Origin of the sequence: Phreatobacter sp. (assembly GCF_030691135.1) — a bacterium.
Classification (GTDB): Bacteria; Pseudomonadota; Alphaproteobacteria; order Rhizobiales; family Phreatobacteraceae; genus Phreatobacter.
Genome location: NZ_JAUYFA010000074.1, coordinates 13,595 through 30,381, shown reverse-complemented (window position 1 = coordinate 30,381; position 16,787 = coordinate 13,595). Strand labels below are relative to the sequence as shown.

Annotated in this window: 16 protein-coding genes; 12 read left to right on the top strand and 4 right to left on the bottom strand. The window is 68.6% G+C overall.

The features are described 5' to 3' along the window. Positions 1-33: 33 nt before the first annotated feature. The 3 genes from Q8O26_RS13260 to Q8O26_RS13250 all read right to left on the bottom strand — a co-directional run bounded on the left by Q8O26_RS13260 (position 34) and on the right by Q8O26_RS13250 (position 3,059). Complete coding sequence (locus Q8O26_RS13260; protein WP_305576341.1) at positions 34-432, bottom strand: DUF2946 family protein; 399 nt, start codon at positions 430-432, stop codon at positions 34-36. A gap of 166 nt (positions 433-598) precedes the next feature. Next, a complete protein-coding gene (locus Q8O26_RS13255; RefSeq protein ID WP_305576339.1) occupies positions 599-1,537 on the bottom strand; it encodes a GTP-binding protein in 939 nt (312 codons plus the stop codon). 7 nt (positions 1,538-1,544) lie between these two features. Continuing rightward, the gene (locus Q8O26_RS13250) at positions 1,545-3,059 is read right to left on the bottom strand and encodes an amidohydrolase family protein (RefSeq protein WP_305576337.1); all 1,515 of its coding nucleotides are present in this window, start codon (positions 3,057-3,059) and stop codon (positions 1,545-1,547) included. A 187-nt stretch (positions 3,060-3,246) separates the two neighbouring features. Between Q8O26_RS13250 and Q8O26_RS13245 the strand changes: the two genes are divergently transcribed. Next, positions 3,247-4,524 carry a c-type cytochrome gene (locus Q8O26_RS13245; RefSeq protein WP_305576335.1) on the top strand — a complete coding sequence of 426 codons (1,278 nt, stop codon included), beginning with the start codon at positions 3,247-3,249 and terminating at the stop codon, positions 4,522-4,524. Position 4,525: 1 nt separating this feature from the next. Here the strand turns inward: Q8O26_RS13245 and Q8O26_RS13240 are convergent, their stop codons facing one another. Next, the gene (locus tag Q8O26_RS13240) at positions 4,526-6,550 is read right to left on the bottom strand and encodes a 4Fe-4S binding protein (RefSeq protein WP_305576333.1); all 2,025 of its coding nucleotides are present in this window, start codon (positions 6,548-6,550) and stop codon (positions 4,526-4,528) included. 108 nt (positions 6,551-6,658) lie between these two features. Here Q8O26_RS13240 and Q8O26_RS13235 point away from each other — a divergent pair, with 108 nt between their 5' ends. The 11 genes from Q8O26_RS13235 to mobB all read left to right on the top strand — a co-directional run bounded on the left by Q8O26_RS13235 (position 6,659) and on the right by mobB (position 16,784). Continuing rightward, positions 6,659-7,408 carry a biotin/lipoate--protein ligase family protein gene (locus tag Q8O26_RS13235; RefSeq protein ID WP_305576331.1) on the top strand — a complete coding sequence of 250 codons (750 nt, stop codon included), beginning with the start codon at positions 6,659-6,661 and terminating at the stop codon, positions 7,406-7,408. Further along, complete coding sequence (locus Q8O26_RS13230) at positions 7,408-7,956, top strand: DUF6505 family protein (protein ID WP_305576329.1); 549 nt, start codon at positions 7,408-7,410, stop codon at positions 7,954-7,956. The genes Q8O26_RS13235 and Q8O26_RS13230 overlap by 1 nt, the downstream gene beginning before the upstream one ends. Then, positions 7,953-8,993: a DUF6352 family protein gene (locus tag Q8O26_RS13225; RefSeq protein WP_305576327.1), complete on the top strand. Its 1,041-nt coding sequence runs from the start codon at positions 7,953-7,955 to the stop codon at positions 8,991-8,993. Before Q8O26_RS13230 ends, Q8O26_RS13225 begins: the two co-directional genes overlap by 4 nt. Before the next feature lie 11 nt (positions 8,994-9,004). After that, positions 9,005-9,523: a DUF3305 domain-containing protein gene (locus Q8O26_RS13220; RefSeq protein ID WP_305576325.1), complete on the top strand. Its 519-nt coding sequence runs from the start codon at positions 9,005-9,007 to the stop codon at positions 9,521-9,523. Then, a complete protein-coding gene (locus tag Q8O26_RS13215) occupies positions 9,520-10,200 on the top strand; it encodes a DUF3306 domain-containing protein (RefSeq protein ID WP_305576324.1) in 681 nt (226 codons plus the stop codon). The genes Q8O26_RS13220 and Q8O26_RS13215 overlap by 4 nt, the downstream gene beginning before the upstream one ends. Before the next feature lie 113 nt (positions 10,201-10,313). After that, a complete protein-coding gene (locus Q8O26_RS13210; protein WP_305576322.1) occupies positions 10,314-11,126 on the top strand; it encodes a Cro/CI family transcriptional regulator in 813 nt (270 codons plus the stop codon). A gap of 30 nt (positions 11,127-11,156) precedes the next feature. Further along, a complete protein-coding gene (locus Q8O26_RS13205; protein ID WP_305576320.1) occupies positions 11,157-11,381 on the top strand; it encodes a formate dehydrogenase in 225 nt (74 codons plus the stop codon). 13 nt (positions 11,382-11,394) lie between these two features. After that, complete coding sequence (locus Q8O26_RS13200) at positions 11,395-14,346, top strand: formate dehydrogenase subunit alpha (RefSeq protein ID WP_305576318.1); 2,952 nt, start codon at positions 11,395-11,397, stop codon at positions 14,344-14,346. 17 nt (positions 14,347-14,363) lie between these two features. Continuing rightward, complete coding sequence (fdh3B, locus tag Q8O26_RS13195; protein ID WP_305576316.1) at positions 14,364-14,960, top strand: formate dehydrogenase FDH3 subunit beta; 597 nt, start codon at positions 14,364-14,366, stop codon at positions 14,958-14,960. Positions 14,961-15,050: 90 nt separating this feature from the next. Next, entirely contained in the window at positions 15,051-16,070 is a 1,020-nt protein-coding gene (locus tag Q8O26_RS13190; protein WP_305576314.1) for a formate dehydrogenase subunit gamma, read from the top strand. A gap of 138 nt (positions 16,071-16,208) precedes the next feature. Then, complete coding sequence (mobB, locus tag Q8O26_RS13185; protein ID WP_305576312.1) at positions 16,209-16,784, top strand: molybdopterin-guanine dinucleotide biosynthesis protein B; 576 nt, start codon at positions 16,209-16,211, stop codon at positions 16,782-16,784. Positions 16,785-16,787: the final 3 nt, after the last annotated feature.

Here is a 16,787-nt window from a genome sequence, read left to right as displayed (position 1 = left end):
CCGTTTTGCCATGCGCCGGGGGGAGGGTCGTGATCAGCTGGCGAAGGGGGGCGCTCGCGGTGATCGCGTGCCGAGCCAGCCCTCGAAGGCGTGGGCCGGCAGGAGGGGATCATAGCTGCGGACGGGGGCCCGCGGCGCGGCGGATATCTCCACCGGTACGCCGACGGCGGACGCCATGCGCGATGGATCCCAGGGCGTGACGTTGCACAGCCCGCAATGATGCGCGGCGGCGGCCTTGGTCGTCGGCTGCCCCCCGTCATGGGCGATGGACTGGCCCTCGACGGTGCAGATGACGACGAAGCCGGACGATTCGAGGCCGCCGGCAGCCCGCGCGACCGAGCCAAGGAGGCCCGTGGCGGCGATCACATAGACCAGTGTCGCAGCGAGAATGCTGCGCGCCGTCCGGAAATGATCGCCACGGAAAAGCCACATGCGGTTCAGCTATCGCCACCGGCCCGGCGGAGTCAATTGCTCCCGTAAGGTCAAGACTGCCGCTTTCAGGATGGCGAATAGCAGGAACCGGCGGTGGAAAAGCAGGAGGGCGATGATCAGGGAAACCGAGGGACAGCACTGGCGACAAGGACGGACCAACCGCCCTTCAGGCTTCGACACATGCGGCGAGCGCCGCCCGCATCGCAGCCGGCTCGATGCGCCCCATCTCGGCGATCAGGACGAGCCGCACCGCCTCGCCGCGCCCCCCTGCCGGCGCCGGGCCGAGCGTCGCCCGCTCGCCCACGAGTTGGAACAGCATCGGCCGGTCGGGCTGGCCGGCGAAGGTCACGAAGCCCTTGGCCCGCACCAGTTGCGGCGCCAGCCGGCCGATCACCGCCTGGAAGGCCGCCATGGCGAGGGGGCGTTCCGTCGTGAAGGTCGTCGTCTCGAAGCGCGGCGTGGCGAAGCGGGCCTGCGCGGCGCGTCTTGCATCGGGCACGGCGGGTTCGTGTCCTCCGCCGGCGAAGGCGAGTTCCGGCGCGATACGTCCCTCGGCCACGGGGAAGATCACCCGGTCCGGTTTCAGCTTCGCCAGGGCGGCGCGGGCGCGGGCGAGCTCCGCCACGTCCACGAGATCGGCCTTGTTCAGCGCCACGATGTCGGCGCTGGCGATCTGCGAGCGGCAGAGCGCGTCGTCGAGCAGCGCCGGATCGTCGGCGAGGGCCCGGGCATCGGCCACCGCGATGACGGTCTCCAGCGCCGCATCCCGCCAGATGACGGGGTCGAGCAGGCTCCGCACGATCTCCGCCGGGTCCGACACGCCGCTGGTCTCGATGACGATGCCCTCTGGCGGCGGGATCCTCCGGAGAAGGTTCGACAGCGTCCGCAGGAGGTCGCCCTGAAGCGAACAGCAGATGCAGCCGTTGGTGAGGCTCACCACGCCGTCGGCCTGCTCGGCGATCAGGTCGGCGTCGATGTTGATGGCGCCGAAATCATTGACCACCGCGGCGAGCCGCCGCCCGCCATTGGCGGTGAGAAGATGGTTGATCAGCGTCGTCTTGCCCGCTCCGAGAAAGCCGGTGACGAGGATGACGGGAATGCTCATCCCAGGGTCACGCCGCCTTGACCGGCCGGCGCACGGGCCTGCCCGGCCGCGCGGCACGCACCAGGTCGCCGTCGGTGATCACCGCCTCGCCGTTGACGATGACGTGGCGCATGCCGGCGGAGGCGCGGTTCATCGCCTTGAACTCGGCGCGGTCGGTCAGCGTGTCGTAGTCGAAGACGACGATGTCGGCATCGGCGCCGACCGCCAGCCGGCCCTTCGCGCGCATGGCCGGCGTGCTCTCGGCCAGGATCTCGGCGGGAATCAGCGTGCATTTAGCCAGTCCGTCGATGAGCGGCAGCATCGCGCGCTCGCGCACGTACTGGCGCAGGAACCGCGTGAACGTGCCCGACGAGCGCGGGTGCGAGCTCGTCCCCTCCGGCAGCGGCCAGTCCTCGCCGTCATAGACGGAGCCGTCGGGATTGGTCCACGGCATTGCGTCCGAGGCGATGGCCCCGCCGGGATAGAGGACCGAGACGTCAAGGAGGTCGCGGTGGCGCGGATTGGCCTCGACGTCGAGGAAATGCCAGAGCACCAGCGAGCCCGGATCCTGTGCCTGTGCCGCCAGCAATTCGTCGCGGTTGTGGAAGGTGCGGCCGGTATCGACCATCTCGATGGATTCGTAGGGACCGCCGGTGCGCTCGGTGAAGCCGGGATCGGCGAAGAAGGTGGCGCCCAGCACCGTCGAGCCGGTGCCATAGGGATAGGCCTCGACGGTGATCTTCAGGCCGAGCTCCTGGGCTTTCCGGATCAGCGCCGCGGCGCGCTCCACGTCCTGCAGACTAGTGCTGTTGAAATGGCAGATATGCATGTGCGCGCCGGTCGAGCCGGCATAACCGACCAGCCGCGTATAGGCCTCGATCGAGCTCTTCGGGTCGATGTTCGAGGCATAGGCGACATGGGTATAGGTCGGCACGGCATAGTCGGCGGCCAGCGAGCAGACGGACGACATCTCCTTCACCCCGGCGCCCGGCGCATAGGCGTTGAGGATGCCGATGCCGATGCCGCCCTCGTCCAGGCCCTGCCGCAGGCGCCGCAGGATCTCGCCCATCTCCGCATCGGTCGCGACATTGTCGATCCAGCGCTTGTCGTTGGAATGGCGGCCCATGAAGCCGAGATCGGCCTCCGGCTCGACGCCGATCATCGCCGCGATGCGGGCGAAGGCCCAGTTCGCGGCCGTTCCGTAATTGAGCACCCGGCCGTTCTTCGCCTGGTTCTCGTACCAGAGCGCCACGGGAAGGACGCCGGCCTCCAGTTCCAGCGTCGTGGTGACGCCGTCGAAGGCCTGCATCCGGTCAGCGGCGACCGTCTGGCCATGGGCGTGGAGATCGACGAAGCCGGGGGCGACCACCAGGCCGCGGGCATCGATCTCGCGGGCCGCCTCGCCCATGACCGCTCCGATGGCGGCGATGCGGCCGTTCGTCACGGCGAGGTCGCAGACTTCGTCGCGCCGGCTTTCCGGATCGACGACGCGGCCGCCGCGGATCACGAGGTCGAAGGGGCCTGCGGCAGAGGCGGAGGTCATGTCTGGTCTCGATGCGGATCGCGGAAGGGGCCGCGCGATCTTACGGAGCGCTCGCCCCGAGTCGAGGCGGCGCCGCGGGGATCAGCCGCGCATCCAGCTCGAACGGAACCTTGTGATCGGCGGCGGGCTTGATCCCGCGCCGTTCTCCGCCACCCTGTAGTCTGTGCCGCCCAGATCCGGATCGCCGATGCTTCGCCTGCTTGTCGTCTTCACCGCCCTGATCGTCGCGCCGGCCACGGCCCAGGAACTCAGGGGCCATGGCGGCCCGGTCCGCGCCCTCGCGGCGGCCCCGGACGGGCGGGTCGCCCTCTCCGGCTCGTTCGATACATCTGCGATCCTGTGGGATATCGAGCGCGGCCTCGCCATGGCCGTGCTGCGCGGTCACGAGAGCTCGGTCAATGCGGTGCTGGCGCTGCCCGACGGGCGCTTCGTCACGGGCGGGGAGGATGGCCGCATTCTTCTCTGGCGCCCGGGGCGCGCCGAACCGGAAGGGCGGATCGACGGGCATACCGGGCCCGTCGCCGGCCTCGCTCTCTCGCCGGACGGGCGGTTTCTCGCCTCCGCCGCCTGGGACGGCACGGCGCGCGTCACGCCGCTGGGAGGCGGTGAGGCCAAGGTCTTTTCCAGCCATCGCGGGCCGGTGAACACGGTCGCCTTCACACCCGACGGCCGTGCCATCGTCACCGGCGGCCACGACGCCACGCTTCGCATCACGCCGCTCGACGGCGCGCCCCCCCGCAGCATCGATCTCGGCCTTCCCGTGGCCGGGCTCGCCGTCGCACCCGATGGTGAAATCGTCGCCGGCAGCGCCGACGGCCGGCTGCGCATCCTCGCCGCCGACGGCACACGGGTCGGCGAGATTGCGGCCGCCGAAACGCCGATCGTCGCAGTCGCCCTGTCGCCCGACGGACGGCGGATCGCCGCGGCCGGAATCCGCGGATCGGTGGCGCTGGTCGATCGAGCGTCGCGCCGGATCGAGCGCGTGCTGGTCGGCCCCGGCCTGCCGGTCTGGTCGCTCGCCTTCCGTCCGGGAACCGACGAACTGATGACCGGCGGCGGCGACCGCCTGGTGCGCCGCTGGCTGGCGACGACCGGCGAACATCTCGGTGCTGTGGTCATGGCGAGGCCGTCCGATCGCGTCGCCCGCCTTGCCGATCATCCCGGTTCCGAGGTCTTCCGGGCCTGCTCGGCCTGCCACACGCTCGATCCCGACGACGGCAACCGCGCCGGCCCGACCCTGCACGGCGTCATCGGGCGGCGCATCGGCACCGCCCCAGGCTACGACTTTTCGCCGGCGCTGCGCGGCATGGATATCGTCTGGACCAGGGAGACCATCGCCCGCCTCTTCGAGATCGGGCCGAACGCCTATACGCCGGGCACCAAGATGCCGGAGCAGCAGGTGACCGATCCCGACGATCTCAAGGCGCTCGTCGACTTCATCGCCAAGGCGACGGGCGCCGAATAGCTCAGTTCAGCCCGTCCTTGCCGGCCTTGGCCTCGGCGAGATAATCCTCCGCCGTCCGCACCCGCGGGCGCGGCTGCGCCGCATAGGGGTCGAAGCCCTCGTTGACGACGCGCTCGACACGGCAGTCCTCGCACATGAACAGCGCCTCCCGCCGCGCCTCATTGGCGCCGGTGAACATCCAGTGTCCCTCAAGCTTCGATGCGATCCGCTCGATGGTGGATTTCGTGCCGAAGGCCTTGTTGCAGCCGGTGCAGTGGAACGGCTCCTCTTCCTTCACGATGCGCCTGGGTTCCTGCCAGGCGACGAAGTCGAGCTGAGGAATGAGGGCGATGGCGTCCTCCGGGCAGGTCTGTTCGCACAGCCCGCACTGGACGCAGAGGCTCTCGGTGAAGCGCAGCATGGGCTTGTCGGGATTGTCGGACAGCGCCGCCGTCGGGCAGGCCGAGACACAGGCCAGGCAAAGGGTGCAGGCCGCGAGATCGACCTCGGCCTTGCCGAAGGGCGCGCCCTTGTCGAGCGCGATCCGGTCGACCGGGGCGGGTGCCGCCGCATGCAGTTCGAGGAACGACAGTTCGAGCAGGCCGCGCTTCGTCCCCATCGGCAGGAACGTCGAGGGCTTGGGCGCGGGCGTGCCGGCGAAGGGCACGGCGAGCGCCTCGGCGAGCCTGTCGGGATCGTCCGTCTCGATCAGCCGCACCACCTCCGCGCCATAACCGAGCGCCTGGGCGATGGTGCGCGTCGTCTCCAGCGTCCGCGTCAGCCCGAGAAGATCGTGCTTCGGCTTGGCACGACCCAGCACCGCCACGCCCGCCGCGCCATAGGCGAGGGCGGCGGCGAAGAATTCCGGGCCGGCCTGCGTGATTTCGTTCACCTGCAGCGGCAGGACGCGGGCGGCAAGTCCGGCGCCGAACCGTGCCGTCGCGTCGATGAGCGGCTGCCCGTGATCGCCATTATGGACCAGCAGGACGGCACCCGTGCCGCCGGCCGCGGCATAGGTCGTCAGCAGGGCACGCAGGCGGCGCAGCAGCGCATCGACCGGCGGCAGTGCATAGGCTGCGGCACCTGTCGGGCAGGCCGCGGCGCATTGGCCGCAGCCGGCGCAGACCGCGGGATCGATGGCGACATGGTCGCCGTCGGGGGTGATCGCTCCGGTCGGGCAGAGATCGAGGCAGCGCGTGCAGCCGGTGATCTTGTTGCGCGAATGGGCGCAGAGATCGGCGGTGAAGGTGACGAAGCGCGGCTTGTCGAAGGTGCCGACGAGGCCGCTCGCCTCGCCGATCAGCCTTTCGACCGCGGCGGCGTCGCGTGGGTCCGCGCGCAGGTAGCCGGGCCGCAGCTCATGTGCCGGGAAGAGCGGCATCCCGCCGGACAGGTCGATGACGATGTCGGAGGTGGAGGAGGCGCCGTTGCGGGGCACCTGCCAGAGATAGGTCCGCCGCGACGACGGCGAGGCGAGGGCATAGTCGTCGACGTCGATCGAGAAGGCGCCGAGATGGCCATGGGCGGCGGTGATCGTGCCCTTCACCACCGGAAAGGCGGTTTCCCGCGGGGGAGTCACCTCGCCGGGCCGGGTCAGGAGAACCGTCACGTCGAGCGTCGCCGACAGGCGGCGCGCCACCGCGATCGCCTCCTCGTCACGGCCATAGACCAGCGCCACGCCCTTGGAGGTCAGCGAAACCGCCTGGATCGGCGGCATCTCCTCGGCCGCCGCGGCGAGGAGCGCGGCGGTCTTCGGGCCGGCTTTCTGTGCCTCGGCCGACCATCCCGCCTGTTCGCGCACATTGGCGAAGGTCAGGCGGCCGGCATGGCCGAGATCTTCCGCCACTTCGGAGAACAGCGGCGCTTCCTGGGTGCAGGCGACGGTCACGTCGCCGCCCTGGGCGACCACCGCCTTGAAGAAATCGAGCTCCTTGCGGCACAGTTGGTCGGCGGTGCGGACCTTCGTCCGGCACGCCTTCGCCACCGTCTCTCCATGCAAGGGCATGGTTTCCTCGCAGGAGCAGAGGAATGTGGTGCCTGCCGTCATTGTGCTCTCCGGGCCGCGGCTCTTTCCGCCACGGGTCATCTTCATATATTGGAAGCAGTCAAAAGAACCAGACCGGCCTGTTGCCGCGCCCCCGAAACCAGGGACTCCATGGCCCTCGTCACGCTCCGCGCCCCGTCGACCCTCGATCTGCCTCCCGGCTTTCGTGCCGTTCCGCTGCGCGAATCGGGCGATGCCTTCGCCCATGCCTGTCGCACGGCTGCCGATGAGGGCGCCGGTACCCTCGTCTGGGTCCGCCGCTTCGATGTCGCCGAATTCGCCCTGATCCTCGAGCCCGACCAGCCGCTGGCCGAGGCGCGCAAGGCCTTCTTCATCGGCATGAATGCCGCCGCCGATGCCATCGCCGCGCTTTGCCCGCCCGAGCGCAGCGTCTCCTTCGGTTATCCCGACGCGATCCGCTTCGACGGCGGTCTGGTCGGCGGCGGCCGGCTCGGCTGGCCGAAGCGCTGCGGCGAGGACGAGGTTCCCGCCTGGATGGTCTTTTCGGCGAGCGTCCGCGTCGCCTTCTCGGGTCTCGTCGAGCCGGGCCAGGCGCCCACCTCCGCTGCCCTCGACGAAGAGGGTTTCGAGGGCGTCGGCCCGTCCATGCTGATCGAGAGCTTCGCCCGCTTCTTCCTGCGCCTCGTCGATGTCTTCCAGCACCAGGGCTTCGCGCCGATCCTCGCCGACTATGCCCGGCGCGTCGCCAAGGACCGGCCCGGCGACACGATCACGGTCTCGCCCGCAGGCGACCTCGTCGTCCGCCCGGTCATCGGCGACATGGAGCGGCGCCTCGGCTTCCTCGACGGCCTGAAGACCGCCGCCTGGCTCGACCGCGAGACGGGAGGGCCGAAGCTGTGATGATGCTGCGGACCATCCGCCTCGACCCCTCCGATACCTTTGTCTTCCCCGAGGCCGCCGAACCCGGCGAATGGGCGGTGACGGGCACCTTCCTGTTCTGGGGCCGCGATGTCGCCGGCCTCGCCGGCAAGGAGCGCGCCGCCTTCCGCGCCGGCTTCGTCGGCGTCGCCTCGCTCGGCTTCTCGACACTGGTCGTGGCGCAGCCGATCCGGCCGGAGGAACGCGCCGCGGCCATCGACAGCCTCGCCCACCACCTGATCGACAGGCTCGGCGCGCCCGACATGGAAGCGGCCCGCGCCGCAGCGGCGGAGGAGATCACTTTCTCGACGTCCCTCGCCGAGCATGACGAGGGCACGCTGGTGGCCATGCACCGCGTGGTCGTCGACGGCGAGATTCGCGAACAGTTCCGCACGCTGACGGCACGCGAGGAGACGGCGGGCGCCGACAGCCTGCATGCGACCGCCCGCGCCTTCACCTTCCATGAGGAGGTCGATGACGGTCCCGAAGAACGCGTCGACCTGATCGACATGATGGCAGCCCGCAAATGACCACCGAAACCCGCACCGTCACCGAATTCTGGGTCTCGTCCGGCCATCACATGACCCGCCGTGTCGACGGCGGCGGCCTCGCCGTCACCGACGAGATGATCCTCGCCTATCTCGCTCGCCCCGAACTGGTCCCGCCGGCCGAGGCCTGCGCCGCCGAGCGCGCGCTCCATGCCGACCTGATGCGTGAGCCGCGCCGGCCGGTGACCGCCGCCATGATCGCCGCCATCGCGGACGAGGATGCCCGCGAGAACTGGCAGTTCATGATCGGCTTCCGCGACAAGCTGATGGCCCATCCGAGCATCGAGGCGGCCTATCTCGCCATCGTCCGTCAGGGTTCGAGGGGCGTGCCGCCGCTCTTCCTCAACCAGCTCGTCCATCTCGTCCTGCGCAATGCGCTCGACGGCTGCGAGGACCCCTTCGTGCTGCGTGCCGCCGAACTCTTCTTCCGCCCCCAGAAGGGGTCGCTGAAGGACGGGACGCTGCTCCTCGCGGACCAGGAACTCATCGAGGCCTTCGAGGCCGAGCGCCGGGCCCTGCTGCAAACCTCTCCGCTGGCCGCCATGATGGGCACCGACGGCATGGGCGATCTGGAGGTCATGACCGATGAGACCGCGCCCACCTACTGGTCGCGTTCCGACGCCTTCTCGATGGTCTTCAACATCGGCGGCGACCCGCGTTCTCGCGAGGCCCTGTGCCGGGCGCTGGAAACCTGGATCGCCCATATGCTCGGCGTCGAGACGACCATCGCCACGATCGATCGCATTGAGGATGCCGACTGGCGCTGGTTCGTCGGCCTCGACGCCGAGGCCACCGCCCTCGGCAACCGGCTGTGGCGCGGCGAGGCGATCGATCCGGCCGACCAGAGCCGCGTCTGCGGCCTGTTCCGACTCGACTTCGCCGATCCCCGCACCATCGACCCGAAACTCGCGGGAAAGCCGGTCTATCTCATCATGGCGCTGACCGAGGACATGATCCTCCGGATCAAGCCGCAGAACCTGATCGTCGGCCTGCCGCTCGTTGGCCGGCAGGCGGCCTGAGGGAGACGTCCATGCCCGTGCAGAACGTGACCGTCGGCATCGTCGCCGTGAAGCGCAAGCTGAACAATCCCTGGGTGGATTTCGAATGGCTCCCGGAAGCCGTGCTGCCGGGGCTGCCCGTCGTCCAGCCGGGCACGCTCATCGGCGCCGAAGGGACCGTGGAGCGCTGGTATCTCGGCCCCGCCGAGCTGGTCTTCCACTCCGGTGAGACGGCCCATTACCGCGACAATCTCGTGTCGGGCCGGCCGGCCGTCTGGGTGGCGCTGCGCGAGGGCGCCGACGGCGGCTGGTTCGTGGCGGGAGCGACCGTCGACCCCTATGAGGGAGAGGCCTTCGTCGATGCCGTGTCCGACAAGGTCGAGCCTCTGGCCATGCCGCATGAGATCGCTGTCGAGCTGCAGGCCTTCGTCGACGCCCACCACGTCGAGGCGCCCTTCTTCAAGCGCAAGCGCGACCGCAAGGATCCCCACGCCGAGCCCGACTTCGGTCTCGGACACCCCGCGCGTCAGACACCCGGGAGGCGTTCATGAGCCGCGGTCATGAGGGGTTCATCTCCCGCTGGTCCCGGCTGAAGCGCGAGCCAGAGCCGGCTCCGGCCCCGCCGGCTGCGGCCGAGCCGGCGTCGCCCGCCCTTCCCGAGGGCAAGACGCTCGACGATCTCCTGGCGGAACTCCCGAGGCTCGACGACCTCGTCCCCGGGCAGAGCCTCATCGCGTTCATGCAGCCGTGGGTACCGACCGGCCTGCGCAACGCCGCGCTGCAGCGCATGTGGCTGCTCGACCCCGCGATCCGCGATTATGTCAGCCCGGCGCTGGACTACGCCTACGACTACAACACGCCGGGTGCCGCGCCTGGCTTCGGCCCGATGGAGACGGGCCGGGACGCCATCCGCGAAGTGGCCGAGATGTTCGACAGGGCGCTCGGGCGGGATGCAGCCGGCGAACCGGTCGTCGCCGGCGGGGGCCAAGACAATGTGTCGCAATCGCGCCCCGAACCGGCCCCGTCTGATGGTGCAGCGCAGCAAATTCCGCCCGTTGCGCAGGTCGCCGGGAAGCCCGCCGCCGAGGAGCCCGCCCAGGAGACCGGCAATCCACGCCAAACCGGTGTTGAACCGGCTTCCGATCGTGTTGCAACGCACAATAATGTTAGCGAAACGAATGACTTGCGGCCTGTCGCCCGGCGCCACGGCGGTGCCCTTCCGGGCTGACGGCCGCTTGCCATCACCGCTCATAGCTTGTACCTATTCTAAGACGAATGTAGAGAGCCTATGGCCTAAGGCGCGCCGACAAGCGCCGGCCGGGTAAGGGAACGGGCACGGCAGTGCGTGAGCGGGGACTAGAGGAAGCGATCAAGGCGGTCGGCGGGGTTGGTGCCCTGGCGCGTGCGCTTGGCATTTCGCAGCCCTCCGTCTCCAGCTGGAGCCGCGTGCCGCCCGAGCGTGTCATCGCGGTCGAGAAAATCTCCGGTGTTGGCCGCCACGTGCTGCGACCCGACATCTATCCCGAGAGCCGGTCGAGCATCGCCGTGGCCATGGAAGCCGCCCAGGACCGATCTGCAGGTGTCGACGAGATGGATCGGCTGCGGTCGGCCGAATACGGCCTGCTGGCCCTTCTCCTGTTTCGCGTTCCCACCGCCGATGTCCTGGGCCGCGTTGCGGCGCTGAAGGGCGACGTGTCGCCGCTTGGAATGGCCCATCTGGCCCTCGCCAAGGCCGCCAGCGAAGCCTCGGTCGAAGCTGTCAACCGCGAGTTCTTCGATCTCTTCGTCGGAGTCGGTCGCGGCGAGCTTCTGCCCTATGCCTCCTACTATCTGACGGGCTTCCTGCACGAGCGTCCGCTCGCCGCCGTGCGCCAGTCCTTCGTCGACCTCGCCATCATCCGTGATGACGACTCGCGCGAGCCGGAAGACCACATAGCCCTGCTGTTCGACGTGATGGCGAACCTCGCCGTCCGCGAGATCGGCCAGGGCTACGAGACGGAGAAGGCCTTCTTCGAGGCGCATCTGAAGCCTTGGGCCGGCCGCTTTTTCGCTGATCTGGAATCGATGACGAACAGACCCTTCTATGCCGCCGTCGGCGCGGTCGGTCGCCTGTTCGTCGCCATTGAAGACGAGGCTTTCTCCTTCGACGCCTGAGGCGCGAGGGACGAACGGGAGGACGCGACCATGTCGGGTAGTGCCAAGAACCAAGGAAACGCCGCCGCTCCGGCTCGCCGCGCTTTCCTCAAGGCGATGACGGGGGCGTCCGTCGTCACCGCAGCAGCCATCGTCGGCGCCGAGCCGGCCGAAGCCCAGACCGCCACGCGCGAGAGCCGGAACGAACGCACAAAGGCCCGTTACCAGGCCAATTCTGCGGACGTCCAGGCTTTCTATCGCACCAACCGCTACTGAGAGGCGCTCCCCCATGCTCATCAAGCGCAAGTCCCAGGACGCTGCCCGCACCCGCCTCACCGGCCTCGCCGGCGGCCTGACCTCCGGGGTGATGGATCGTCGTACCTTCCTCGCCCGCTCCGGCCTCACCGCCGCCGGCGCCGTCGCCGTCGGCTCGCTGACCCTCGGTGCTGTCCGTCGCGCCGAGGCTGTCGCCGCCCCCCAGCCGGGCGTCGCCATCACCGTCAAGAAGAACATGTGCACCCATTGCTCGGTGGGCTGCACCGTCAAGGCCGAGGTGCAGAACGGCGTCTGGACCGGCCAGGAGCCGGCCTGGGAGAGCCCGATCAACCGCGGCACGCATTGCGCCAAGGGCGCCGCCTCGCGTGAGCTCGTCTTCGGCGAGCGCCGCGTCAAATATCCGATGAAGCTCGTCGGCGGCCAGTGGCAGCGCATCTCGTGGGACCAGGCGTTCAACGAGATCGGCGACAAGATGATGGAGATCCGCGGCAAGTCCGGCGCCGATTCCGTCTACATGCTCGGCTCGGCCAAGTTCACCAACGAAGCGGCCTATCTGTTCCGCAAGTTCGCCGCCTTCTGGGGCACGAACAACGTCGACCACCAGGCCCGCATCTGCCACTCCACCACGGTGGCCGGCGTCGCCAACACCTGGGGCTACGGCGCCCAGACGAACTCCTACAACGACATCCGCAATTCCAAGACCATGATCATCATGGGCGGCAACCCTGCCGAGGCCCATCCCGTGTCGCTGCAGCATGTGCTGGTCGGCAAGGAGATCAACCGCGCCAACATGATCGTCATCGATCCCCGCATGACGCGTACTGCCGCCCATGCGACGGAATATGTCCGCATCCGCTCCGGCACCGACATTCCGGTGATCTGGGGCATCATGTGGCACATCATCAAAAACGGCTGGGAGGACAAGGAGTTCCTCGCCCAGCGCGTCTACGGCATGTCCGAGGCGCTGAAGGAAGTCGAGAAGTGGGACCCGAAGACCGTCGAGGACGTGTCGGGCGTTCCTGGCGCCCAGCTCGAGAAGGTCGCCAAGCTCTTCGCCACCGAGAAGCCCTCGACCCTGATCTGGTGCATGGGCGCCACCCAGCACACGGTCGGCACCGCCAACGTGCGCGCCTACTGCACGCTGCTGCTGCTCACCGGCAATGTCGGCGCGCCCGGCACCGGCGCCAACATCTTCCGCGGTCACACCAACGTCCAGGGTGCGACCGATCTCGGCCTCGATGTCGGTAACCTCCCGCTCTATTACGGCCTGGTCGAGGGCGCCTGGCGCCACTGGTCGCGTGTCTGGGACGTGCCCTACGACTACTTTGTGTCGCGCTTCGACGACGTGCCGGCCAAGGGCGGCCGCGCCGCCCGTACCGGCAAGCAGAACATGGAGGTCTCCGGCATCCCGTCGACCCGCTGGTTTGACGCGACCCTGCTGCCGGGCGAGCAGGTGGACCAGAAGGACAACGTCAAGGCGATGTTCGTCATGGGTCACGGCGGCAACACCATCCCGCGCGTTCCGGCGGCGGTCGAGGGCCTCGGCAAGCTCGAACTTCTCGTGGTTGTCGACCCGCATCCGACCAACTTCGTCTCGCTGCACAACCGGCGCGACGGCACCTATGTCCTGCCGGCCTGCACCAATTTCGAGTGCGACGGGTCGCGGACCGCATCCAACCGGTCGGTCCAGTGGGGCGAGAAGGTGGTGGAGCCGATCTTCGAATCGGCGACCGACTACTGGATCATCTACAAGTTCGCCCAGAAGCTCGGTTTCGCCACTGAGATGTTCAAGAACTACACGATGATCAAGGGCAAGTACGGCGACGAGCCCCAGGCCGAATCCATTCTCCGCGAGATCAACCGCGGCGGCTGGTCGACCGGCTATACTGGCCAGTCACCGGAGCGCATCAAGGCGCACATGGCGAACCAGGACAAGTTCGACATCGTCACCCTGCGCGCGCCGAAGGATCTGGCGGACGTCGGCGGTGACTTCTACGGCCTGCCCTGGCCGTGCTGGGGCAAGCCCGAGGTGCGTCACCCCGGCACGCATATCCTCTACAATACCAATGTCGCTATCAAGGACGGCGGCGGTACCTTCCGGCCGCGCTTCGGCCTGGAGCGCAACGGCGAGACGCTGCTGGCGCAGAATTCCTGGAGCCTCGATTCGGCGATCCAGGACGGCTATCCGGAGTTCACCTATGCCATCTTCCAGCGACTCGGCTGGGATTCGGCTCTGACCCCGGACGAAAAGGCGCAGATCGAGCGTCAGGGCGGAGCCAATCCCGGCGCCGTGTCCTGGGCGACCGACCTCTCCGGCGGCATCCAGCGTGTCTGCCTCGAGAAGAACGTCTGCCCCTTCGGCAACGGCAAGGCCCGCGCCATCGCCTGGAACCTGCCCGATCCGGTGCCGATCCATCGCGAGCCGATCTACACGCCCCGCACCGACCTCGTGGCCAAGTATCCGGCCCGCGCGGACGAGCGCACACTTCGCATGCCCAACCTCCACACGACCTATCAGAAAGGCGCAGTGGACAAGGGGATCGCGCGGCAGTTCCCGATCATCCTCACCTCCGGCCGGCTGGTCGAGTACGAAGGCGGTGGCGAGGAGACCAGGTCCAACAAGTGGCTCGCTGAGCTGCAGCAGGACATGTTCGTCGAGATCAACCCGCGTGACGCCGGCCAGCGCAGCATCGCCGACGGTTCCTGGGTTTGGGTCGCCGGCCCGGAGGGCGGTCGCGCCCGCGTCAAGGCGCTGGTCACCGAGCGCGTCGGTCCCGGCGTCGCCTGGATGCCCTTCCACTTCGGTGGCTGGTACCAGGGCGTCGACCAGCGCAGCAATTACCCGCAGGGGACGGATCCGATCGTCCTCGGCGAGAGCGTCAACACTGTGACCACCTACGGCTACGACCCGGTGACGGGAATGCACGAAGGCAAGGCCACGCTCTGTCAGATCCAGGCAGCGTGAGAGGGAGGACCTGATCCATGGCCCGCATGAAATTCCTCTGCGACGCTGATCGCTGCATCGAATGCAACGCCTGCGTCACCGCCTGCAAGAACGAGCACGACGTGCCCTGGGGCATCAACCGCCGCCGCGTCGTCACCCTCAACGACGGCAAGCCCGGCGAGCGCTCCATCTCGATGGCCTGCATGCACTGCACCGACGCGCCCTGCGCGGCGGTCTGCCCGGTGAACTGCTTCTACACCACGGCGGACGCGGTGGTGCTCCACTCCAAGGAGCTCTGCATCGGCTGCGGTTACTGCTTCTACGCCTGCCCCTTCGGCGCGCCGCAATATCCGCGCGTCAGCAATTTCGGCACGCGTGGCAAGATGGACAAGTGCACCTACTGCGCCGGCGGCCCGCTGGCGGATGGTTCGACGGCCGAATATGCCGCTTACGGGGCCAACCGCCTCGCCGAGGGCAAGCTGCCGCTCTGCGCCGAGATGTGCTCGACCAAGGCTCTCCTTGCCGGTGACAGCGCGATGATCGCGACCATCTACAAGGAGCGCGTGCTGAGGCGCGGTTACGGCTCCGGCGCCTGGGGCTGGCAGACGGCCTACAAGGAAACGATCGCCATCTGATCCGCTGCGGCGGCGGGTTCGCCCGCCGCCCTCATCGCCGTCAATTCCGGATGACCGCGGGTGCGGTCCATCCACAGGGAGGACCACCCGATGCGCTTCTCGCTTCGGTCTCTCGTTGCAGCCTTCGCTGTTGCAACGGCCCTATTCATCGCCGCGCCGGCCTTCGCCCAGCAGCCGACCTCGGTCAATCCGACGGCCGCCTCCGTGCAGGAGCGCCAGCTCCTGGACGCGCTGCGGTCCGGGACACCGGGCCAGGGCACGACGCTATCGGGCCGCATCACCATCCCCGACGCCAGCGCGGGCAACCTGATCCAGCCGCAGGGCCAGGCCTGGCGTATCTTCCACCAGGGCACGATGCACTGGATCGGCGCCATCGCCATCCTCGGCATGCTCGGCCTTCTCGCGGTCTTCTACATGACCCGCGGCCGCATCATGATCGAAGCCGGCCGGGCGGGCGTCACCATCCTGCGCTTCTCCACCTTCGAGCGCTTCATCCACTGGCTCACGGCGGGTTGCTTCATCATCCTGGCCCTGTCGGGACTGAACGTCACCTTCGGCAAGTTCGTCCTGGCGCCGCTGTTCGGCGAAGGCGCCTTCGCCGCCATGTCGCAATGGGCCAAATATGCCCATAACTACCTCGCCTGGCCGTTCATGCTCGGGCTGGTCTTCATGTTCGTCACCTGGGTCGTCCACAACATCCCGGACAGCACCGACATCAACTGGATCAAGAAGGGTGGCGGACTGGTCGGCAGCGAGCATCCCCCGGCGAAGAAGTTCAACGCCGGACAGAAGGTCATCTTCTGGTCCGTCATCATCGGCGGCGGTCTCCTGTCGCTCTCGGGCGTCTACCTCCTGTTCCCCGAATGGGCGGGCGGCGTCCTGGCCCTGCAGTTCTGGAACATCATCCATGGCATCGTCTCCGTGCTCCTGATCGCCGCGATGATCGCCCATATCTATATCGGCTCGGTCGGCATGGAGGGCGCGGCGGATGCCATGACCTCCGGCGAGGTCGATCTCAATTGGGCCAAGGAGCACCATTCGCTCTGGGTCGAGGAGAAAATGGGCAAGGGTGCGGCTCATCCCCACGCCTCTGCTCAGCCCGCCGAATAGACCTGTCCGCAAGGTCATGCGATGCGCGCCCGGCCGAAAGGTCGGGCGTCTTCGTCTCAGGGGCTGGCGCCTGCTCGGCCGACGCCCTAGTTTCCCGCGCAGCCGGGACCTTGCCCCGGACGGGCCGGGGGAGCGTTCATGAAGGTCGTCGGACTTGCGGGATGGAGCGGGGCGGGCAAGACCACGCTGCTCGCCCGCGTCATCCCCGTCCTGACCGCGCGGGGCCTCGGCGTCTCCACCGTCAAACACGCCCACCACGCCTTCGACATCGATCAGCCGGGCAAGGATTCCCATGCCCATCGCACGGCAGGCGCCACCGAGGTGCTCGTCGCCTCGGGCCGCCGCTGGGCCCTGATGCACGAGTTGCGCGAGACCGAGGAACCACGCCTCGCCGATCTCCTGATGCGCCTCTCCCCCGTCGACCTCGTGATCGTCGAGGGTTTCAAGCGCGAGGCCCATCCCAAGGTCGAGATCCACCGCGCCGCCAACGGCAAGCCCTGGCTCTTTCCCGACATCTCCCACGTCCATGGGCTGATCTGCGATGTCGCGCCGCCGCCCTGGACAGGCCCGCGCGTCGGCCTCGACGCCGGCGAAGCGGCCGCCGACCTGCTGGTCGACGCCGCCGAGCCCCTGGGCGAAGTCGTCGCGCGTCTGAGGGCCACCGCTCCGCTGGAACTGGCGCGCCAGCCGCGCAAGGCGACGCGGACGGGATAGGCC